Here is a 20,446-nt window from a genome sequence, read left to right on the forward strand (position 1 = left end):
GCTCATCGGTTGGCCCGCCGCGCCCACTGACCGGCCGCGCCCACTGACCGGCCGACCACCTCTCTTGACATGAACGGAATCGATGCGATGAGAAGGACAGCAACCGGTACGCCCCGGCGGCGCGGCGGCTTCGCGCTGTGGTCCGCGCTGGCCGCGCTCGTGTGCGTGGTGCCGCTGTGGTCGTCCGGAGGGGGCGCCGCCTCGGCGGCCACCGCCGCCGAGCGGTCCGCGCGGCCCTCGATGACCTTCGCGGCCCACCACCGCAGCGCCGCCGCCGTGGCCGCCGTACCGCCCGGCGGGACCTTCACATACACCCTCACCGCCAAGAACAACGGCCCCTCGGTGGCCCGCAATGTGATCGCGAAGGACACCCTGCCCAACGGCATCGAGTTCGTCTCGTCCGTCGACGGCTGCACCGCCTCGGGCCGTACGGTGACCTGCGGGCCCGAGCCGCAGCTGTCGGTGGGCCAGACCAAGAGCTGGACGATCCTCGTCCGGCTCAGCGCGTCCTACCAGGGCGACGGCTCGGACCTCGGGAACACCGTCACCGGCTCCTCCGACGCCACGGACCCGACCCCCGGCAACAACCAGAACCCCACGCCCGTGAAGCCGCCGGGCAGCTTCGAGCCGGTGTCGGACCTGTCGACCGTGAAGGAGGCGCTGGGTACGGGACCGACGGTCCCCGGCCAGGAGTACGAGTACCGGATCACCACCTCGAACGCCGGCCCCTCGGACGCCCGTAACGTCAAGGCGACCGACACGCTCCCCGCCGGGCTGACCTATGTCTCGTCGGCCGACCCGTGCACGGCGTCCGGCGGCCGTACGGTCACCTGCGGCCCGCGCGCGCGGCTGGCGCCGGGGGCGTCCGTGAGCTGGACGTTCCGGGTGAAGCTGAGCGCCGCGTACACCGGTGACGGCACGGATCTGCGGAACACCGCCGCCTCCACCTCCGACTCGCGCGACCCCAACCCGTCGGACAACACCAGCCCGCCCGTGTCACCGCCCGGCGGTGTCAGCGAGCCGCAGGCCGACCTGTGGACGGCGAAGGCCACGACGACCAGCACCCCGGTCGCCCCCGGCGAGAACTTCTCGTACGCCGTCACCGTCACCAACGACGGCCCGTCGCGCGCGGTCAACGTCAAGGCCACCGACGCCCTCCCCAGCCAGCTGCGCTTCGTGTCGTCGGCGGACGGCTGCACGGCCGGCGGTACGGGCGGCGGCGCCACGGTGAGCTGCGGACCGCAGGCCGTACTGGAGCCCGGCGCCTCCAAGACCTGGACGTTCACGGTGCAGTTGGACCCGAACTACCGGGGCGACGGCTCGGACATCCGCAACACGGCCACCTCGTCCTCCGACACCAAGGACCCCAGCCCGAACAACAACACCAGCCCGCCCGTCGGCCCGCCCGGCTCCGCCGTCAACCGCCCCAACGCGGACCTGTCGGTCACCAAGCAGGCCGTCGGCACCACCCAGCCGGTGCCCGGGACGACGTTCGACTACCGGATCACCGTCAAGAACAACGGTCCCTCGGCGGACGCCTACAACGTCACCCTCACCGACGACCTGCCGCAGGGCCTGTCGTACGTGGCGTCCACGCCCGACGGCTGTACGGTCTCGGGCCGCGCGGTCTCCTGCAAGCGCGCGACCCCGCTCAAGGTGGGCGAGACCACCGAGTACATCCTCACCGTCAAGGTCGACCCGGCGTACGCGGGCGACGGCAGCGACATGAAGAACACCGCCCGGGTCACCGCCGACAACATCGACCCGAACAGCGACAACGACAGCAATACGGCCGTTCCGCCGGGCGGTGGCATCGCGCCGCCGGCCGCCGACCTGGGGATCGTGAAGAAGACCGTCACGGACACCCCGGTCGCCCCGGGCGAGACGTTCGAGTACGCGGTCACGGTCACCAACAACGGCCCGTCGCAGGCCCAGCAGGTACGGGTCACGGACGCGCTGCCGGCGGCGCTGAGCTTCGTCTCGTCGGACGACCCGTGTGTCTCGGGCCGTACGGTGGTCTGCGGCCCGCTGGACACACTGGCGCCGGGCGCGTCCGTGTCGTACGTGTTCAAGGTGAAGCTGGCCGCCGACTACACGGGCGACGGCAGTGACATCGGGAACCGGGCGTCGGTCACCTCCCCGACGGCCGACCCGAACAGCGGGAACAACACCAGCGCGGTGACGGGCCCGCCGGGCGGCAGGGTGAAGACGCCGACGGCGGACCTGGAGGTGACGAAGGAGACGCCGTAGCCGTAGCGGCAGCCGTATCGGTTAACGGTACGAGGGTGGCCGGGCCGGCCGATGAGCCTGGGGGGAATCAGGGTTCATCGGCCGGCCCGGCCGGTTCATGAGGGGTATTTCCGGAGGGGGTTCGGGGAGGGGCTTCCGGGGTCAGGCCGCCAGCGCCGTGGGCAGGGCCGTCGTCGCGTACGTCCGGTCCCGCAGGATGTCCAGGAACAGCGCGCCCGCCAGCAGATGGGCGCTGCCCCGGGGCCGCAGCCCGTCGGCGCGCAGGGTGCTGTCGAGGTCGCGCAGCGCCCGGCCGCCCGCGTCGCTGCCGGCGCCGCCCGCCTCCAGCACGGCGTGGGCGCCGTTCTGGACCTGGCGCAGACCGTGCGGTCCGGCGGCGTGGAGGAGGCCGGTGTCCTGGAGGGTGCACATGATGGTGAGCAGCGCGTCGAGGCGGGCCTCGGGCTCGCGGGCGCCGGCGGATCGTGCCGTACCCAGGGCCGTCAACGCCCTTCGTATGTGCGGGAATCCGGCCCGCGCCTCGCCGCGCGCACCGGCCGCGCCGTAACGGGACGCCACCGTGGCACCGGGGGAGGGGACCCGGGGCGCCGACGGGTCGGGGAGGGCGGCGAGGCGTCTGGCGGCGGCGGGGAGCTGGTCGGGGGCGGTGGCCGGCTCCAGCGCGGCGGCGGCCACGAGCAGCCCGAGGGGCCAGACCGCGCCGTGGTGCAGGGCCGTACCGGTGTTGGCGCGGGCCATGGTCCGCTCGGTGTGACGGCCGATCGCGCCGAGTTCGCGGCGGAGTTCACGAGGCGGTGTGTCGCCGGCCGTACGTCCGGGGTGCCCGGGGGTGCCGCCGCCCGAGCGGCGGGCGGCGGCGGCCATGGCCGCGAGGCCGGGTGCCAGCGAGCGCGCGGACCAGCGCAGCGCGCCGAAGTCCGCCTCCCGCCGGTCGGGGAGGCCGGGCTTGGGGGTCAGCTCGGCCTCGGCCAGCAGGGCGTCGATCGCCGCTTCGGCGAGCACCTCGTCCTCGCGGTTCATGGGCATGGGGGTCCCCTAACGAGTGGTCGGTCGTACGGGCGGTGTGGGGCGGACGAGCGGTTGGAGGGGCGGGCGGGGTGGTGAGGGGTGTACCCGTAACCGGGCCGGATTACGGGTACACCCCGAGCCGCGCTCGCGCTCGCGTTACGAGGTGGGCGGCTCCCCGGTGGGCGGCGTACCGGTCGGAGGCTCGCCTCCCTCGCCACCGCCACCGCCCGCGCCGCCACCCGCGCCGGTGTTCTCGGCGTCCGGGTCGATGCCGAGGATGATCGTGCCCTTGTAGCCCTTCGACGGGTCCTTCTTGTGGACGGGGGTGAGCGTCAGCAGCCCGCCGGCCGCGCCGTTGCCCTCGTACACCATGTCGTCGTCCAGCTTGGTGTAGCTGCCGGAGTGCTTGGAGTACGGCTCCAGGGTGAAGATCTGCTCGGCGATGTCGTCGTCGAAGAAGAGCTGGCCGGTGAAGTTGACCTTGCCGCCCTCGTATGTCCCGTCGGCCTTCTGGCCGCCCGTGTGGACCTTGACGTGGATGTGGCAGGTGCGCGGGGTGTACCAACCGGGCACGATCGTCGTGAACTTGACGACCCCGTTGGCGTTGGCGACCTGGTAACCACGAAGGTACGTCTGGTCGTTGGCGGTGGAGCCGTCCTCGTCCTCCGCCGGGGCGCTGCCGCCGGGGTTGGCGGTGGTGTAGCCGGAGTAGTAGCCCCAGGCGTCGCAGTGCCAGATCTCCACGGCCGCGCCGGCGACCGGGCCGCACGACTCGGTGGTGTCCTGGACGGTGATGCGCAGGCTCAGCGGGACGCCGGACTTGCCCTCGGTGATGTCCTTGCGTACGAGCGCGCCGTCCAGGTAGTACGGGCCCTCGGTGACACTCGACATCAGGACACACTGCCCGGTCGAGGCGGTGGTGGAGCCAGTGGCGGACGAGGTGGTGGCGTCGGTGCCGGCGCCGGCGGTGTCCGTCTCGTCCGAGGCGAAGGCGTTGATGCCGACCACGGCCACCGCGCCGGCACCGGCCACGGCACCGCCGCCGATGGCGAGGGCGCGCCTTCTGCTGACCTTCTTGTCCAGGTGTTTCTCTGTCATGTACTGGACGGTAGTGATCGATGCTGGCAGGAACCCCGCCCTGGCCTGTGAGCGCCCTGTGAGGCGTACGCGCAACCGAAAACCGGCCGGGGGCGTCTTGGGGATTACATACTCAGTATGTTCCCTCCGTCCCCGCGTAAGGAATGAAGGAACGAATCACGTGAACCTCGTACACGACGCCGTTCCCCAGCCGCAGGACCCGCAGGACCCCCAGCGGCAGGCCCCCCAGCCGCATGCCCCTCCGCGGTGGTCCACCCAGCCGGAGGGCGACCCCCGGCCGCGTGCCTTCCGGGCCGCGCTGCCCGTGCTGGCCTGGTCGCTGCTCGGCGGGCTGCTCTTCGGTGTGCTCACCAACATCGGCCAGGGCTGGCTGCCCGGCGCCTGGAACAGCATCGTCAACTCCGGCGCCGTCTGGTCCGTCGCCGCCTTCGTGGCCGGCGCCCTGGTCGCGGCCCGGAGACCGTTCGCGGTCGCCCCCGTCGCCGGGCTGCTGGCCGAGGCCGGACTGGTCGTCGGCTACTACGCGTACGCCGAGTTCGGCTTCAACCGTCAGGGCATGGGGATGCTCTTCTACCCGCTGCTCTGGCTGGGCATGGCGTTCCTGGCCGGACCGCTCTTCGGCGTCGCGGGCGCCTGGTGGCGGCGGAACGAGGACTGGCGCCGCCGCGCTGTCGCGGTGGCCGGGCTCGCGGGGGTCTTCGGCATGGAGAGCGTCCACTACGCGTGGACCCTGCACTACGCGCCCCAGGCGTGGGCCTGCCTCGCGCTCGCGGTGCTGCTGCCGCTGGTGATGCCCCGTACGCACAAGGAACGCGGAGTGGCGCTGCTGTGCACCGCCGCGTTCTCGTTCGTCGCGTACGTCGTCGTCTACCGCGGGCTGCTGAGCGGGGCGTGAGACGGCGGGCGGTCCGGGGGACGTGCCGGGGGTACGTGCCGGGGCGGTCGAACGCCCCGGCACGACACCGGTGTTGGGTCTACGCGGGGTGCAGGGTGTAGCCGTACGTGTACGTGCGGCCCGCGCGGAGCAGGTAGGCGGCGAGCGGGGCCGCGCCCCAGGAGTTGATGCCGCCCACGCCGGTCTGGCGGTGGTTGACACCGAGGACGGTCTCGTCGCGCCGTTTCAGATTGTGCGGATGGCGGGTGCCTTCGAGGTCGAACGGGGAGTAGTGCAGCGCGCTGATCTCCAGGAGGCTCCCGGGCGCCGGGGCGCCTTCCTGGGCGTCGGCGGTGACTTTCAGGCCGGTGCCCGTACGGTCGGTGAGCGAGAAGCGGCGTACGTCCGTCATGTTGCCCATCTGCTGGGGGCGGATGTACGGAGCGACCTGGGCGTCCACCGTGGAGCGGTAACGGCCCACGAGCGCACCGGTGTTGCGATCCCAGTAGTTCTCGTGCGGCCCGCGCCCGAACCAGTCGAGCCGCTCCAGCCCCGCCGGCACGGTCAGCAGCGCGCCCACCACGGGCAGGTCCGGGAGACCGGCGGCCGCGGTGAGCGTGTGCCGTACGCGTACCTCACCGCTGCCGAGGATCCGGAAGACGGTGTGCCAGGTGGAGGCGGTGGGCGCGGTGGGGAGCGTCGCCGTCACCTCGATCACCACCTCGCCGGGTGACGGCTGCTCGACGGCCACGGACGTCACCGTACGGTTGGCGCCCGCGTCGCGCCAGGTGCGGGCCGTCGTCTGGAAGCGGCGGCCGATGTCGTTGTCCGTGGGCCCGCGCCAGAAGTTGGGCACGGGCCCGCCGGCCAGCAGCAGCCGGCCGCGGTGGTGGTACGAGGCGAGGGTGCCGGTCCCCCGGTCGAGGACGACCTCGCTGTTCCGGCCGGTGACGCGGATGTCGGCGGCGGTCTCCACGAGGGTGAGGGCGGGGGACTCCGACGACGATCCGGAGGACGGCGTGGTGAGTGGTGTGTGCCACGGCAGCGCGATCTGGTCCGCCGCCACGGTGTGTCCCGCGTCCGCCCAGCTCGTGGCCTTCCGCAGCACGAACGAGACGTTCAGCCAGTACTCGCCGCCGGGCGCGGGCTTGTCCGGCCGGCGGCAGGGGATCCGTACCGTCTCCGTCGCGCCGGGCGCGACCTGCGGCCCGGGGAGGGTGCCGCGCTGGACGGGGTCGCCGTCGCGGGTGACCGTCCAGACGAGGTGGTACGCGTCCAGACCGCTGAAGAGGTTTTTGTTGTGGATGCGGACGTCGGTGCCGGTGGCATCCGTGCCGGTGGCGTCTGCGGCGGTGATGCCGATCGGCTCGTACACCTTCTTCAGCTCCAGCAGGCCCGGGTGGATCTGCCGGTCCGCCGCGACCAGCCCGTTGGCGCAGAAGTTGCCGTCCGACGGATAGCCGGGCCGCCAGTCGCCGCCGTACGACAGATAGGTGCGCCGGGGTTCGCCGGGGGCCTGGTCGGGGATCGGGAGGCGGACGGACTGGTCGGCCCAGTCCCAGATGAAGGCGCCGTGCAGATTGGGGTAGCGCTCGAAGGCGTCCCAGTACTCGCGCAGATTGCCGCCGCTGTTGCCCATGGAGTGGGTGTACTCGCAGAGGACGTACGGCTTCGGGTTGCCGGATCGGCCGTACGACTCGACGCCCGCCGGACTGGTGTACATCTCGCTGTGGATGTCGGTCACGGCGTTCATGCCCTCGTAGTGGACGGGGCGTGAGTTGTCGCGGGCGTGTGTCCAGTCCGCCATGGCACGGAAGTTGCTGCCCTGGCCGGCCTCGTTGCCGAGGGACCAGACGATGACGCTCGCGTGGTTCTTGTCGCGCTCGACGAGCGAGCGCATCCGGTCCAGACAGGCGGGCGTCCACTCGGGGCGCGAGGCGGGGAGGCGGTCGCGGATGGCGTGCGTCTCCAGATTGGCCTCGTCGATGACGTACAGGCCGTACTCGTCGCAGAGTTCGAGCCAGCGGGGATGGTTGGGGTAGTGGGAGGTGCGGACGGCGTTGATGTTGTGCCGCTTCATCAGCAGGACGTCCTGGACCATCCCCGACTCGGAGACGGCCTGGCCGAGTTCGGGGTCGTTCTCGTGGCGGTTGGTGCCGCGCAGCATGAGGGGCCGGCCGTTGATGGTGAACCTGCCCGGACCGTAGTCGATTTGGCGGAAACCGACGCGGGTGCGGTGGATGTCGACGGCGGCGCCGGAGGCGTCCTTGAGGGTGACGACAAGGGTGTAGAGGTGCGGCGCCTCGGCGGACCAGAGGGCCGGGGCGGGGACGTCGGCGGTCAGGGTGACGCTGGTGTCGGCCGCGCCGGGGGCGGATGGGGAGGGCTGGAGGGTGGCGGTGAGGGCCTGGGGCAGGACGCGGCGCCCCTTGGCGTCGTACAGGACGGCTTCGATCAGGACGGGCCCGGGCTGGTCGGGTGGAGTGGAGGCGGCTCCCCGGTTCCGTACGGCCGCCGAGACGGTGAGTGTCGCGTCCCGGTACGCGGAGTCCAACTTCGTCCGTACGAAGAGGTCGTGGAGGTGCACCGGTGGGATGGCGTACAGATACACGTCCCGGAAGATGCCGGACAGATCGATCAGGTCCTGGTCCTCCAGCCAGCTCCCGTCCGACCACCGGTAGACCTCAACAGCAAGGGTGTTGCGCCCGGGCCGGAGATACGGGGTGATGTCGAACTCGGCCGGTGTGTAGCTGTCCTCGCTGTAGCCGACGCGCTCGCCGTTCACCCACACGAAGAAGGCGGACTTCACCCCCTGGAACGAGATGAGCGTGTGCCGGCCCGCCCAGTCCGAGGGCAGGGTGAAGGCGCGGCGGTACGAGCCCACGGGGTTGAACTTGCGCGGGACATTGGGCGGTTCGGGTGTCTCGTAACCGATCCAGGGATACGGGATGTTGAGGTAGATCGGCTCCCGGTATCCCTCCATCTCCCAGTTGGACGGGACCGGAATGCGGTCCCAGTCGCTGTCGTCGTACTCCGGCGCATGGAAGCCGATGGGCCGCGCGTCCGGGTTCTCGGACCAGTGGAAACGCCAACTGCCGTTGAGGGAACGGTAGTACGGCGACCGCTCGTGCCGCCCGCGTAAGGCGTCGGCAGCGGTCGCGTACGGTACGAGCCGGGTCCGCGCGTCCTCGCGGTTGACCTGGAACACCTCTGGCTGCGCTTCCCACTCGGGCGTGGCGGCGGCGCCGCTGTCAGCCCCGCCGCTGACGCCACTGCCACCGCCACTGCTGCTCGCCGCGAACGCCTGCTTCTGCCCGGCGAAGGCCGCCCATCCCGCGAGGGCGGCGCCGGAGACCAGCAGGGAACGACGGCGTGGATGTTGGTTATTGCTCGGACTTTCGACACTCATGTGCGACTCCGAACGGAAGACAACAAGAACAACCGCCCCAGCATCAGACGTACCCGCGCACCACACAAGACCGCTGCCGCAACGGGCGTGCCGGACCTGTCCGTTCAGGTCAGTCGGTGTGGAGGTAGGTGCCGGGCGTATGGCCGGTGACACGGCGGAAGGCGCTGATGAAGGCGCTGGGTTTGCGGTAGCCGACGGCCCGGGCCGTGGCGTTGACCGATGCCCCGTCGGCGAGCAGCTGGATCGCCGCCCGAATACGGACCTGGGTGCGCCAGCGGGCGAAACTGAGCCCGGTCTCCCTGGGGAAGAGCCGTGAGAGCGTTCTGACGCTGGCGTGGACATGGTCGGACCAGGCGGCGAGTTCACGCTGGTCCGACGGGTCCGCGACAAGCCGTTCCGCGATGGCCCGCACGCGGGGGTCTGTCGGCACGGCCACATGGATGTCATGGGTGGGCAGCGCGACGAGCAGGGCGAACATGAGGGCTTCGGCGTGCGGTCGGCTCGGATCCTGGTGGCTCGCGAGATACAGATGCGCGAAGAGTTCGCGCAGCAGCGGCCCGACCGCGACGCCGGTCGGCCGGGTCCAGGTAATCGGGCAGCTGTCCGGGGAGAAGGCGACGGCGGACCCCTCGCCGGCGCGCAGCACCGCCCCGCCGTGTGCCACCCCGCCGGGGATCCACAGTCCGTAACCGGGCGGGATGAGCCAGTCGCGTGCCGCGGCGTGGACCGTGGCCGTCGCGCTCACGGACCAGATCAGCTTGGGTTCGGGATGGGCGTGTGTCTCGATGACGGTGTCGTACTGATCCGAGCTGCCGCGGTCGATGCTCAGGATCGGTGACACGGGAGCGCCCACCGGGCTGGCCGTTGTGGGGTATTGATTGACCGCCATACGCATGAACGCCATCCTACGGTCGAGCACATGGCAACTCTTCTCTATCGTCTCGGCAGAACCGCGTACCGCCGCTGGCCGGTCTTTCTGGCCGGGTGGCTGATCGCCCTGGTGGCTGCCGGTGCCGTCGCCGGTGCCTTCTCCAAGCCGATGACGAGCAGTTTCACTATTCCGGGCATCCCCTCCATGCGGGCCGCCGAACTTCAGCGGGAACTCTTCCCCGGCGCGCGGGACGTCGAGGCACCGACGGTGACGGTCGTCGTCGCCGCGCCCAAGGGCGCGAAGCTGGCCGAGGAGCCGTACGCGAGCGCCATCGCCCGGCTGGTGAGCGAGATCGGCGCTCTGGAGCATGTGCCGGGCCCGGTCGCCGGCCCGGTCGAGGCCGCCGACGCCCTCCGCCGGACGGCGGGAGACGCGCCGGAGCTGCTCGCCGCGACCCTGCCGCTCTCGGCCGATGGCCGGGTGGGCACGGTCGACTTCGCCTTCGACGTTCCCGAAGTGGCGGACGTGACACCGGAGATGAAGACCGAGGTCATGGACATCCTGGGCGACGCACGCGGTGCCGGGCTCCAAGTAGAGGTCTCGGGGCCGGGGATGGAGACCATGGCCGCCCCGGGCAGCACCGCCGAGATCATCGGCATCGGTGTGGCACTGGTCGTCCTCGCCCTGACCTTCGGCTCGCTGGTCTCGGCCGGCATGCCGGTCCTCTCGGCAGGTGTCGGTGTGGGGCTGGGCGTCCTGGGCATCACCGCGCTGACCGCGTTCGTCGACGTACCGGACACCACCACGATCCTGGCGACGATGCTCGGCCTCGCTGTGGGCATCGACTACGCGTTGTTCATCCTCGCCCGCTACCGCGGTGAACTCCAGCACACCGAGGACCGCGAGGAAGCCATGGGCATCGCGGTGGGCACGGCGGGCTCGGCGGTCGTGTTCGCCGGCCTGACCGTCATCATCGCGCTGGTCGCGCTCAGCGTCGTGGGCATCGGGTTTCTCACCGCCATGGGCCTGGGCGCCGCCGTGACCGTCGCCATCTCGATCCTGGTCGCCCTGACCCTGATACCGGCCCTCGGCGGCATGCTGAAGTCGAAGATCTTCGGCGGGCGGTTCCGTCGTTACGTACCGGCCCGTGACGAGTCCGGCGAGGTCCTCAACCACGGTGTGCGCTGGGCACGTGTCGTGGCCAGGGCGCCGTTCGTGTGGATCCTGGTCGTGGTGATCGGCCTCGGCGCGATGGCGCTGCCCTTCAAGGACATCCATATGGGACTGCCGGGCGACTCCACCGCTCCCACGGACACCACCGCGCGCAAGGCGTCCGACCTGATCACCGAGTCGTTCGGGCCCGGCAGGCTCTCTCCGCTGCTGGTCGTCGTCGACGGCCGTAACGTCACACCCGCGCAGCGGCAGCGCGCGTACGAGCAGGTCACCGCGTGGGCCGCCGGACAGGACAACGTCGCCCACGCGGCCCTGGCCGGTACGAGCGAGAACGGCGCGATGGTGCTGGTCGAGCCCGCCGCCGGACCGGAGTCGGTCGCGGCCGAGGAGCTGCTGAGCGATCTGCGCGACACCGCGGTGATCGAGAAGCGGACCGGGGTCACCCTCGGTGTCACCGGAATCTCGGCGGTGCAGGCCGATATCTCGGACAGGCTCAGTGGTGCGCTGGTGCCCTACCTCGCCATTGTCATCGGGCTGGCGTTTCTGCTGCTGGTCCTGGTGTTCCGCTCGATCCTGGTGCCGTTGACCGCGACCTTCGGGTTCCTGCTCTCGATCCTGGCCACGCTCGGCGCCATGGTCGCCGTATTCCAGAAGAGCGCCTTCGGGTGGTTCCCCGGCGAGCCGATCGTCAGTTTCCTGCCGATCTTCCTCGTCGGTGTGGTGTTCGGTCTGGCGATGGACTACCAGGTCTTCCTGGTGACCCGTATCCGCGAGGCCCATGTCCGCGGCGCCTCCCCGCAGGAGGCGGTGAGGGATGGATTCCGCAGCTCGGCGCGGGTGGTGACCGCCGCGGCGCTGATCATGACGGCGGTGTTCTCCGGCTTTGTCTTCATGGCGGACACGATGATCAAGTCGATGGGCTTCGGCCTGGCGGTGGCGGTGATCTTCGACGCCTTCGCCGTACGGATGTGCCTCATCCCCGCGCTCCTGTATCTCATGGGTGACAAGGCGTGGTGGCTGCCGAAGTGGCTCGACCGCGTCCTGCCCAACGTCGACATCGAGGGAGAGAACGCCATGACGGACTCCGGTGACCAGCGGTTGGCCGGTGACCAGCGGCTGGACAAGGCGGGCGCACGATGAACCACGACCCCTCGTCCGGCGGCGGCCGGTTCGATCTGAGCCGACGGCTGCTGCGCGGCGGCCACATCGAGGAGATCGAGGAACTCACCCCCACCTCCCTGCGGATGCGGCTGGCCGGCCCCAAGCTGGCCGGGCTGAACTGGCAGCCCGGCGACCACATCCGGGTGCGGATCGGAAGCCTGCTCACCCTGCGCACCTACAGCGTCTGGGACGCCGACCCCGGCCAGGGGTGGATCGACCTCGTCCTGTTCGACCACGGCACCCCCGACAGCATCGGCCTCCGGTGGGCCGAAGCCGCCCGCCCCGGGCAGTACGTGGCGTTCATGCGCGACCCCCGGGCGATCCGCCTCAGGCCCGACGCCCACTGGCACCTCTTCGCGGGCGAGGAGAGCGCGGCGGCCGGCTTCGGCTCACTGCTGCGCGCCGTGCCCGCCGACGTTCCCGTCCTCGGCGTCCACCAGGCCGCCACCGAGGCCGACCACATCGACCTGCCCCGGCCCCTGACCCGGATCGCACGACAGGGAGCCGCCGCGGCCTCCTCCGGGCAGCTCGTCGACGCCGTCGCCGCCCTCGACCTGCCCGGCACTCAGGGCGCCGCCTACCTGGCCGGTGAGGCCCGTACGGTCCAGCTGATCCGCGGTTATCTCGTCAACGACCGGGGCTGGAACCGCCGCGACATCGTCACCAAGCCCTTCTGGACGCCCGGAAAGCGCGGAATGGACTGAGGGGGGCTCGGTGCGGGCCGCGCCGTATCGCGGTATCGCTTTCTCGCCGTATCGCTGTCTCTACGACACGCAGACGTTGGTCAGGGCGCCGGCCGCGTCGTTGATCGCGCCGGGGTCCGGGTGGGTGTCGCCGTTCAGGATGGCCTTGTTGTAGTCCGCGATCGCGTCGCGGAGGTCCTTGAGCGCCTTGTTGACCTTGGAGTTGTCCGTCGTGCCACCGATCTTGTCGAGGTTCTTGTCGATGGTGTCGATGGACTCGTCGGTCCGCGCGGGGTCCTGCGCCGCGTCCAGTCCGGCGTCGTGGATCGCCTTGAGGCTGCCGGTGAGGGAGCCGGCGTCGCGGAGGCAGTCCAGCGAGTCACCGATGCTGCTGATGCGCTCGGCGTGGGTGTCGGTGTCGTCGCAGGCCGTGACCAGTCCGGCGGCCAGGGTGACGGCGGCCAGGCTGGTGGCGACGGTGACGGTACGGCGGCCGGGGCGGCGGGGTCGGCGGTTCGTGTTCAGGGGCATGGCGGGGGCCTTTTCGTCGGGCGGGCGTGATGGGGCGCGTACGGGCGTACGGGTGTACGGGAGAGGCCCTAGGCCCCGGCAGGGTTGGTGGCCGGCGGCGCGGGCTGCTTCCGGCGGCCCGCTACGAGGCCGCCCGCCGCGCCGAGCGAGACCAGGCCCATACCGGCGGCGGCCATGATCCCCTGCGCGCCGTCCATGGTGAAGCAGCAGATCGCGGCCACGCCGCCGTTGAACAGGAACAGGAACCAGAGCACCGGCGGGGTCGACAGAAACGCCCTGATCCTCGGCTTCTTCGCGATCCGCGAGCCCGCCAGCAGCGACACACCGATACCGGCGTACGTGGCGACGCTCTTCGCCGTGCCGTCGAGCACGGCGCCCGAGGCGGTGCCCGCGGCGAGGCCGCAGACGAAGAGCGACCAGAGGAGCACATGGGCGGCGGACGACTTCGCGGTGGCGGACGACTTCGCGGTGGCGAGCGGTGACTTCATGGCAGTGACTTTCTGGGTGGGTGGCGTGGCGGCACCGGCGGGAACCCGCGAGCCTCCGGGACCCGTGGATCAGTTGCTGTATCTGCCGACAACGATCCCGTCGCGCGCTTGCCACCGCGAGGGAGCGCCCTCCCAAAACCGTGGTGTAGCCCGCTACACCCCATCGCCCGGGAGGACCCCATCGCCCACGTCCGCGCCCCGCCCCCTACCCCCGGTTCAGATACGCCAGCACCGCCAGCACCCGCCGGTGCCCGCTGTCGCTCGGCGGCAGCCCCAGCTTCAGGAAGACGTTTCCGATGTGCTTGCTCACCGCCCGCTCCGACACCACCAGCGCCGAGGCGATCGTCGCGTTGTCCCGCCCCTCCGCCATCAGGTGCAGCACCTCCCGCTCGCGCGGGGTCAGCTCGTCCAGCGGATCGTTCCGGCGCCGGGCCAGCAGTTCCTTCACCACCTCGGGGTCGAGCGCCGTACCGCCGGCGGCGACCCGCTCCAGCGCGTCCAGGAACTCGTCGACGCGGCCGACCCGGTCCTTGAGCAGATAGCCGACCCCGCTCGCGCCCCCGGCCAGCAGCTCGGCCGCGTACGTCTCCTCGACGTACTGCGACAGTACGAGCACGGGCAGCCCGGGGATCCGCTCCCGCGCCGCCAGCGCCGCGCGGAGGCCCTCGTCGCGGAAGCCGGGCGGCATCCGGACGTCGAGCACGGCGATGTCCGGACGGTGTGCCAGCAGCGCGGGCAGCACCTCGGGGCCGCTGGACGCGACCGCCACCACCTCGTGCCCCGCGGAGGTCAGTAGCATGACGATCCCCTCCCGCAGCAGGGCGTTGTCCTCGGCCATCACCACACGCACGGCAGCTCCACTCCACTCCGCTCGCGGTCGGCCCCCCGACGGGGCTCGTCCCGTACAAGGGCTCCTCAACCTACCGGCCGGGCGGCCGAGTTCCCGTCGCCGCGATCACGAGTCCGACGCCCGGTTTCGGCGGCGGCGCAGGGCTGCCGCCGAGGAGGGGCGGAACATAGGGTGAGGCCATGACTGTGGACGTAGCCGTACTCCGATACGCGGCCTTCACGACCGATCCGGCCGGGGGCAATCCGGCAGGCGTCGTACTCGACGCCACCGGCATGGACGAGGCCGTCATGGCGCGGACCGCGGCGGAGGTGGGCTACTCCGAGACCGCCTTCGTCGTGCCGCGAGCTGAGGCCGACGAGAACACCGGCGGCGGTGTTCTCGATGTCCGGTACTTCAGCCCGCTCGCCGAGGTGCCCTTCTGCGGGCACGCGACCATCGCGACGGCGGTCGCCTACGCGCGGGTGCACGGCGTCGGTGAGCTGACGTTCCACACCGCCGCCGGCGAGGTGCCCGTCGCCACCCGGATCGCCCCGGACGGCTCCGTCGTCGCGGCGCTGGTCAGCGTGGCGCCTCGGACCGTACCGCTCACCGATCCCCAACTCGACGCGCTGCTGGGGGCGTTGAGGTGGTCGTGCGACGATCTGGACCCGGCCCTGCCGCCGCGCGTCGCGTACGCGGGAGCCTGGCACCCGGTGATCGCCGCCGCGAGCCGGGAGCGGCTGGCCGACCTGGATTACGACATGGACGCGCTCGGCGGGCTGATGGCCGAGCACGACTGGACGACGGTCGACCTGGTGTGGCGCGAGTCGCCCACCCGCTACCACGCGCGAAACCCCTTTCCCCCGGGCGGTGTGGTGGAGGACCCCGCCACCGGGGCGGCCGCCGCGGCGCTGGGGGGCTATCTGCGCGGACAGGGGCTGACGGGGCCGCCCGGGACCGGGCGGTTCACGGTGTTGCAGGGGTACGACATGGGGCGCCCGAGCAGCATCGAGGTCATGGTGCCGGAGGGGGCGGACAGCGGGGTGACGGTCACGGGGACGGCGGTCCCGATCGCCTGAGGCCGAAACTGAGGCAGCAGCCACCCCACCCACCCCACCCCCCCCCACAGAAGTAATACACAGCAAACCGCCCCTTTCCCCAGCTTTCCCTAGCCGGTCAGGGGGAAAGCGCTGTCATAGCTCTCGACAATCCCGCGAAGGCCCCCGATTCTCGAAGTGTTTGTCATGGACGCGACTTTTATTGGGTGTCACGTGAGGAGTCCGATGATCAGACGCAGAACGCTGCTCGCCGCGGCGGCGGGCGGCACACTGCTCGGGGGCGCCCTGGCCACCGGCACCGCACGGGCGGACGACACCGTGGCGGTGAACCCAGGTACGACGTACGGGAGTTGGGAGGGCTGGGGGACGTCGCTGGCCTGGTGGGCCAATGTCTTCGGCGCGCGCGACGACTTCGCCGACCTCTTCTTCACCACCAAGTCCGTCACGTACAACGGCCGTGTCCTGCCCGGCCTGGGCCTGAACATCGCCCGCTACAACCTCGGCGCGTGCAGCTGGAACAGTGTCAACGGGGAGACGATGGTGGCCTCCCCCAACATCCCCGCGTTCAAGCAGATCGAGGGGTTCTGGCAGGATTGGCGCAACGAGGATCCCACGTCCTCCGCGTGGAACTGGAGTGTGGACGCCGCCCAGCGGGCCGCGCTGGTCAAGGCCACCCAACGGGGCGCGGTGAGCGAGCTGTTCGCGAACTCGCCGATGTGGTGGATGTGCCTCAACCACAACCCGTCCGGCGCGGCCGGCGGCGGTAACAACCTCCAGTCCTGGAACTACCGCCAGCACGCCTCCCACCTCGCCGCCGTCGCCCTCCAGGCCAAGAACAACTGGGGCGTGAACTTCGCGACAGTGGACCCCTTCAACGAGCCGGCGTCCAGCTGGTGGACGGCCACCGGCACCCAGGAGGGCTGCCACTTCGACGCCTCCGTCCAGGCCGCCGTCCTCCCGTACATGCGCAGCGAACTCGACCGGCGCGGGCTGACCGCCACCCGTATCTCCGCCTCCGACGAGACAAGCTACGACCTGGCCCGTACCACCTGGAACTCCTTTGGATCCGCGACAAAGGCGCTGGTCAGCCAGGTCAACGTACATGGCTACCAGGGCTCCGGCGGCCGTCGCGACCTGCTCTACACGGATGTCGTCACCACGGCGGGCAAGAAGCTCTGGAATTCCGAGACCGGCCAGAACGACGCGACCGGCCTCTCCCTCGCCACCAACCTCTGCCTCGACTTCCGCTGGCTGCACCCCACCGCCTACTGCTACTGGCAGGTGATGGACCCGTCCCCCGGCTGGGCGATGATCGCGTACGACGCCAACACACTCCAGGCCGGCGCCGTACAGACCAAGTACTACGTGATGGCCCAGTTCAGCCGGCATATCCGCCCCGGGATGACCATCCTGGACACCGGCGTCGGCTACGCGGCCGCGGCGTACGACCCGGCGCTCCGGCGCCTGGTGCTCGTCGCCGTCAACGCGGGCGCCGCCCAGACCCTCACCTTCGACCTCTCCCGCTTCACCACGGTCACCGGCGGCACCGCCGGCCTCGTACGCCGCTGGAACACCCTGACCTCCGGCACCGGCGACCTGTACACCGAGCGAGCCGACACCTACCTCAACGGCAAACAACTCAGCGCACCGTTCGCGGCGGCCTCGGTGCAGACATTCCAGATCGACAACGTGGTCATCTGACCCACCACGCGCACGGCGTACGCCCCGGGCTCAGGGCGTCGGCCGCCAGCCGAGTGCCGGTCCGAGGTGGGTGGCGATGTCGGTGAGGATCTGTACGTAGTCCTCGTGGTCGAAGGTGAACGGCAGCGCGAACGCGACCTCGTCGATCTCCCTGAACGCGGCGTGTTCGTGCAGCCGTTCGGCGAGTTCGGCGGAGTCGCCGACGAGGTCGGGCGCGAACATCAGACGGGCGGGCCCCTGCGGGGAGGCGGTACGCGGCAGCCGCTCGCGGGCGTACGCCTCGTACTTGGCGCGCTGGCGGGGGGTGGCGGAGTCGGTGGGGATGACGACGAGCCCGTGGGAGACACGGGCGCGGTCGCCGTCGGGGTGGTGGGCGCGGAAGGCGCGGATGTGCGAACGCTGAACAGAGGCAAACCCAAGGTCCCCTTCCCCGTCCCCCTCCACCCCTTCCGCCTTGACGACACTGCTGGTGAGGAAGTTCATGCCCTGCTCACCGGCCCAACGCGCGGAGCGCAGACTGCCGCCGCCGTACCACATCCGGCCGGCCAGCCCGGGGGAGTGGGGCTGAACGCGCTCGGAGAACGCCTCGAACCCCTCCGTACCACTGAACCCGCTGGCCGGCTCCCCGCGTACGAGCGCCATGAGCCGGCGCACGCGCTCGTAGCTGAAGTCCTCGGCGTCGGCGGTGTCCGGGTACAGCGCGTCCCGTACCCGCTCGTAGTGCATCGGCGGCCCGACACTGACCCCGGGGTTGAGCCGGCCGCCGGAGAGGATGTCCACGGTCGCCAGATCCTCGGCCAGCCGCAGCGGATTCTCCCAGCCCAGCGGGGTGACCGCGGTGCCGAGCTGGATCCGGCTGGTGCGCTGGGACGCCGCCGCGAGGACGACGACGGGGGAGGAGATCCCGTACTGCAAATGCCGGTGCCGCACCCACGCACTGTCGAACCCCAGCCGCTCACCCAGCTCGATGATCGACAACGTCGACTCATGCCCACGCGCCGGATCGGCCGCGTCGAACAGCCCAATGGTCAGAAACCCCAGCTTCCGCAACGGCTTGAATTCCAACACCACAGACCCTCCACCCACATCGACACCACCCATCAACAACACCCCCCCAGTGTCGCAGCCACCCCCCAAAACTGGCCCGCGGCCCGCGCGGATCCCACGGTCTGGTCCCTCCTGCACGGTTCCTCCTATGGTCGTCGCATGAGTGATCGCGTGGAGAATCCGTCGGACGCGCAGGATGATGCTCCGGACGCGGCGGGCCGGACGCTGCGGCGCCTTGTGGGGGAGTCGGTCTGGGCAGAACTCCTGGCCCTCTGCTATCAGCGCCACCATGTCGCCGGCAGCACTCTGTTACGGCAGGGAGAACGCGGAACCCATGTCCTGGCCGTACACAGCGGCGTGGCCAAGGTGATCCGGCGGGAGCGCAACGGTGATCTCAAACTGCTGGCGTTCCGCGGTCCCGGCGAGATACTCGGTGAAGTGGCGGTACTGGACGACGGGATGCGTTCGGCGAGCGTTCAGACGATCTCGGACTGTGTGGTCGGGGTGATGGGCAAGAAGGATTTCCTTCAATTCGTCACCACGCACGACCTGTTTCCCGTGCTTGTCCGTTACGCCCTCACCAGACTGCGGGAGTCGGATCTCGCCCGGAGCGGGGGCGATGTGCTGGGCCGTCTGGCGGCCGTACTCGTAGATCTGGCCGTCAGTTCGGGAAATCCGGCGACGGAACCGACGAATTCGACGGAGTCGGGGCGGAGCGTTGAGCTGGACCTGACCCGCAGTGAGTTGGCTCAGTACCTCGGAACGTCCCGCAACACGGTCACGGCCGCCCTCGCCGATCTTGAGTACGCCGAAGTCCGGGCTGCTCGCAAGCGCATCGTCATCAGCGACCTGTCCGCGCTCCGCCGCGCCGCCGTGAATCTGCGCGACTGATTCACCGCGACTGAACTCACGGGGATGAGTCCCTATGAGTGATTCCCCCTGCCCGGCGTGTGGTGCTCGTCACGTCATCTCGGCACTGGGCGTGCACTTGGGAATGCCGTATCCCGCGATGCTCGAACGACCGCGGTCGCGACCGCGACCGCGACCTTTGAACGAGACCGAGGAGCCTCATGCAGCCGTCCCACCATGATCTTCCCGAAGCCACCGCCCGCCCCAACTCCCGAAGCCGCAGGCTCCCGCCGTACCGCGGAATCCTCGCTGTCGATGCCAAGGACTTCACCGGCTATCCGGCCATTGAGCACGGAAAGATCAGCCAGGCCATTCCTCAGCTTCTCCAGTCGTCGATCGAGCGTGCCGGACTGGCGGAGGTCTGGAAGGACAGAAAGTTTCCCAATTCCACCGGTGACGGTTATGTGTTCGGGTTCGACCCGGCGGCCATGCCCTTTGTCATCCACCCATGGCTACAGACCCTTCAAGAAGTGCTCACGGAGTTCAATGTGCACTCGTATGGATTTGTGCGCATTCGGCTCAGGGTCAGTCTTCATATTGGTCCCCTTCCGGACTCGGACGAGGAATTTGACGGGAACGGGACACCGCGCAACGACACTCATCGGCTGCTCGACTCCCGCCCGGTGAAGGCCATGCTGGCCGCTTCGAGCGAGAACATCACACAGGTGGCGGCCATTCTCTCCGATTGTCGGCCTGGTAGGTCACCGGCTGCGCCGGCACCGTCCCGGCGGACACACGCGGGGCGCCGCCCTGCTCCGTACCTCCCGTCTCCTGGTCGTCGACCACCCGGTCGCCCAGGATGCGGCGGTCGTACAGGTTTCCCGAGGGGGCGGGTACATAGAGCCAGGCCCGCTGGTCGAACCTCTTGCCCTCGACCGTCGCCGGTACCTCGATGAGTGGTCGAGGTGCCGCCCGGTGTATCCGCTCGCCACCGCGTCCTGATAGCAGCGAGGAAACCTCAACCTGGGCACGGTGCGTGGAGGCCAGAGCGTCAGCAACGTCGACGGCGGTGGTGACTACGTCGCGGGCAACAAGGCGGGCACGGTCCACGGCACCATGGGGGACACGGTCCACGGTGACAAGAACGTGGGCCGCCGGTGAGCGCCGAGCGGCCATCGGGCGACTCGCCGGCGGCCTCGGGGCGCGACCCCGAGCCGAAGGCAGGGCAGCACCCCGAACCGGAGGCGGGGCAGACGCCGGAGGTGACACAGGCGCCCGAGGACTCCGCGAAACAGGACTTCGGTGAGGAAGAGTTCGATGATCGGCCGGCCGGCTCCTCAGGTGCGTTTGGTTTTCCATGGGACGGTCGCGGCTCTTTTGTCTACGCCCCCGGCGGCAACGTCAACGCGGGCTCCG

General features: G+C 70.4%; 15 protein-coding genes and 1 pseudogene. 8 read left to right on the plus strand and 8 right to left on the minus strand.

Annotated features, from left to right (window positions below; genetic code table 11):
- The first annotated feature begins 87 nt into the window (after positions 1–87).
- Positions 88–2,250 carry a DUF11 domain-containing protein gene (locus DVK44_RS17015; protein ID WP_114660435.1) on the plus strand — a complete coding sequence of 721 codons (2,163 nt, stop codon included), beginning with the start codon at positions 88–90 and terminating at the stop codon, positions 2,248–2,250.
- Positions 2,251–2,391: 141 nt separating this feature from the next.
- Here the strand turns inward: DVK44_RS17015 and DVK44_RS17020 are convergent, their stop codons facing one another.
- Together DVK44_RS17020 and DVK44_RS17025 are read right to left on the minus strand one after the other, a co-directional pair.
- Complete coding sequence (locus tag DVK44_RS17020; RefSeq protein WP_114660436.1) at positions 2,392–3,276, minus strand: triphosphoribosyl-dephospho-CoA synthase; 885 nt, start codon at positions 3,274–3,276, stop codon at positions 2,392–2,394.
- A 138-nt stretch (positions 3,277–3,414) separates the two neighbouring features.
- Positions 3,415–4,356, minus strand: a complete 942-nt coding sequence (locus tag DVK44_RS17025; protein WP_181957474.1) for an intradiol ring-cleavage dioxygenase — start codon at positions 4,354–4,356, stop codon at positions 3,415–3,417.
- Between the two features lie 160 nt (positions 4,357–4,516).
- Between DVK44_RS17025 and DVK44_RS37130 the strand changes: the two genes are divergently transcribed.
- Complete coding sequence (locus DVK44_RS37130; RefSeq protein ID WP_228447204.1) at positions 4,517–5,251, plus strand: DUF6518 family protein; 735 nt, start codon at positions 4,517–4,519, stop codon at positions 5,249–5,251.
- A 79-nt stretch (positions 5,252–5,330) separates the two neighbouring features.
- On the opposite strand, the gene DVK44_RS17035 is transcribed toward DVK44_RS37130, so the two are convergent.
- Both DVK44_RS17035 and DVK44_RS17040 read right to left on the minus strand, forming a co-directional pair.
- Positions 5,331–8,639 (minus strand): glycoside hydrolase family 2 TIM barrel-domain containing protein, encoded by a 3,309-nt coding sequence (locus tag DVK44_RS17035; protein ID WP_114660437.1) that lies wholly within the window; start codon positions 8,637–8,639, stop codon positions 5,331–5,333.
- 109 nt (positions 8,640–8,748) lie between these two features.
- Positions 8,749–9,480: a helix-turn-helix transcriptional regulator gene (locus tag DVK44_RS17040; RefSeq protein WP_228447205.1), complete on the minus strand. Its 732-nt coding sequence runs from the start codon at positions 9,478–9,480 to the stop codon at positions 8,749–8,751.
- 78 nt (positions 9,481–9,558) lie between these two features.
- Between DVK44_RS17040 and DVK44_RS17045 the strand changes: the two genes are divergently transcribed.
- On the plus strand, positions 9,559–11,823 hold the full coding sequence (locus DVK44_RS17045; protein ID WP_114660438.1) for an MMPL family transporter: 2,265 nt from the start codon (positions 9,559–9,561) through the stop codon (positions 11,821–11,823).
- Positions 11,820–12,548, plus strand: coding sequence for a siderophore-interacting protein (locus tag DVK44_RS17050; protein ID WP_114660439.1), 729 nt, complete (start codon positions 11,820–11,822; stop codon positions 12,546–12,548). Before DVK44_RS17045 ends, DVK44_RS17050 begins: the two co-directional genes overlap by 4 nt.
- 60 nt (positions 12,549–12,608) lie before the next feature.
- Here the strand turns inward: DVK44_RS17050 and DVK44_RS17055 are convergent, their stop codons facing one another.
- The 3 genes from DVK44_RS17055 to DVK44_RS17065 all read right to left on the minus strand — a co-directional run bounded on the left by DVK44_RS17055 (position 12,609) and on the right by DVK44_RS17065 (position 14,396).
- The gene (locus DVK44_RS17055; RefSeq protein WP_114660440.1) at positions 12,609–13,058 is read right to left on the minus strand and encodes a hypothetical protein; all 450 of its coding nucleotides are present in this window, start codon (positions 13,056–13,058) and stop codon (positions 12,609–12,611) included.
- A gap of 68 nt (positions 13,059–13,126) precedes the next feature.
- On the minus strand, positions 13,127–13,546 hold the full coding sequence (locus DVK44_RS37135) for a hypothetical protein (protein WP_114660441.1): 420 nt from the start codon (positions 13,544–13,546) through the stop codon (positions 13,127–13,129).
- Positions 13,547–13,751: 205 nt separating this feature from the next.
- Entirely contained in the window at positions 13,752–14,396 is a 645-nt protein-coding gene (locus tag DVK44_RS17065; RefSeq protein WP_114660442.1) for a LuxR C-terminal-related transcriptional regulator, read from the minus strand.
- Between the two features lie 179 nt (positions 14,397–14,575).
- On the opposite strand from DVK44_RS17065, the gene DVK44_RS17070 reads away from it, so the two are divergent.
- Positions 14,576–15,454, plus strand: coding sequence for a PhzF family phenazine biosynthesis protein (locus DVK44_RS17070; protein WP_114660443.1), 879 nt, complete (start codon positions 14,576–14,578; stop codon positions 15,452–15,454).
- A 204-nt stretch (positions 15,455–15,658) separates the two neighbouring features.
- On the plus strand, positions 15,659–17,134 hold the full coding sequence (locus DVK44_RS17075; protein WP_114660444.1) for a glycoside hydrolase: 1,476 nt from the start codon (positions 15,659–15,661) through the stop codon (positions 17,132–17,134).
- A 30-nt stretch (positions 17,135–17,164) separates the two neighbouring features.
- Here the strand turns inward: DVK44_RS17075 and DVK44_RS17080 are convergent, their stop codons facing one another.
- Positions 17,165–18,235 (minus strand): LLM class flavin-dependent oxidoreductase, encoded by a 1,071-nt coding sequence (locus DVK44_RS17080; protein ID WP_114660445.1) that lies wholly within the window; start codon positions 18,233–18,235, stop codon positions 17,165–17,167.
- 105 nt (positions 18,236–18,340) lie between these two features.
- Here DVK44_RS17080 and DVK44_RS17085 point away from each other — a divergent pair, with 105 nt between their 5' ends.
- Entirely contained in the window at positions 18,341–19,072 is a 732-nt protein-coding gene (locus DVK44_RS17085) for a Crp/Fnr family transcriptional regulator (RefSeq protein ID WP_228447206.1), read from the plus strand.
- Positions 19,073–19,251: 179 nt separating this feature from the next.
- Positions 19,252–20,191, plus strand: a pseudogene (locus DVK44_RS37905) (hypothetical protein).
- The last annotated feature ends 255 nt before the right edge of the window (positions 20,192–20,446 follow it).

This window comes from Streptomyces paludis (assembly GCF_003344965.1).
Taxonomy (GTDB): domain Bacteria; phylum Actinomycetota; class Actinomycetes; order Streptomycetales; family Streptomycetaceae; genus Streptomyces; species Streptomyces paludis.

What these genes read in the sequence shown, in the direction of transcription:
- DVK44_RS17070 (WP_114660443.1), top strand. Translation starts at nt 14,576, where the DNA reads ATGACTGTGGACGTAGCCGTACTCCGATACGCGGCCTTCACGACCGAT.
- DVK44_RS17025 (WP_181957474.1), bottom strand. Translation starts at nt 4,356, where the DNA reads ATGACAGAGAAACACCTGGACAAGAAGGTCAGCAGAAGGCGCGCCCTC.
- DVK44_RS17045 (WP_114660438.1), top strand. Translation starts at nt 9,559, where the DNA reads ATGGCAACTCTTCTCTATCGTCTCGGCAGAACCGCGTACCGCCGCTGG.
- DVK44_RS17080 (WP_114660445.1), bottom strand. Translation starts at nt 18,235, where the DNA reads ATGGGTGGTGTCGATGTGGGTGGAGGGTCTGTGGTGTTGGAATTCAAG.
- DVK44_RS17050 (WP_114660439.1), top strand. Translation starts at nt 11,820, where the DNA reads ATGAACCACGACCCCTCGTCCGGCGGCGGCCGGTTCGATCTGAGCCGA.
- DVK44_RS37135 (WP_114660441.1), bottom strand. Translation starts at nt 13,546, where the DNA reads ATGAAGTCACCGCTCGCCACCGCGAAGTCGTCCGCCACCGCGAAGTCG.
- DVK44_RS17055 (WP_114660440.1), bottom strand. Translation starts at nt 13,058, where the DNA reads ATGCCCCTGAACACGAACCGCCGACCCCGCCGCCCCGGCCGCCGTACC.
- DVK44_RS17015 (WP_114660435.1), top strand. Translation starts at nt 88, where the DNA reads ATGAGAAGGACAGCAACCGGTACGCCCCGGCGGCGCGGCGGCTTCGCG.
- DVK44_RS17020 (WP_114660436.1), bottom strand. Translation starts at nt 3,276, where the DNA reads ATGCCCATGAACCGCGAGGACGAGGTGCTCGCCGAAGCGGCGATCGAC.
- DVK44_RS17085 (WP_228447206.1), top strand. Translation starts at nt 18,341, where the DNA reads ATGAGTGATCGCGTGGAGAATCCGTCGGACGCGCAGGATGATGCTCCG.
- DVK44_RS17075 (WP_114660444.1), top strand. Translation starts at nt 15,659, where the DNA reads ATGATCAGACGCAGAACGCTGCTCGCCGCGGCGGCGGGCGGCACACTG.
- DVK44_RS17035 (WP_114660437.1), bottom strand. Translation starts at nt 8,639, where the DNA reads ATGAGTGTCGAAAGTCCGAGCAATAACCAACATCCACGCCGTCGTTCC.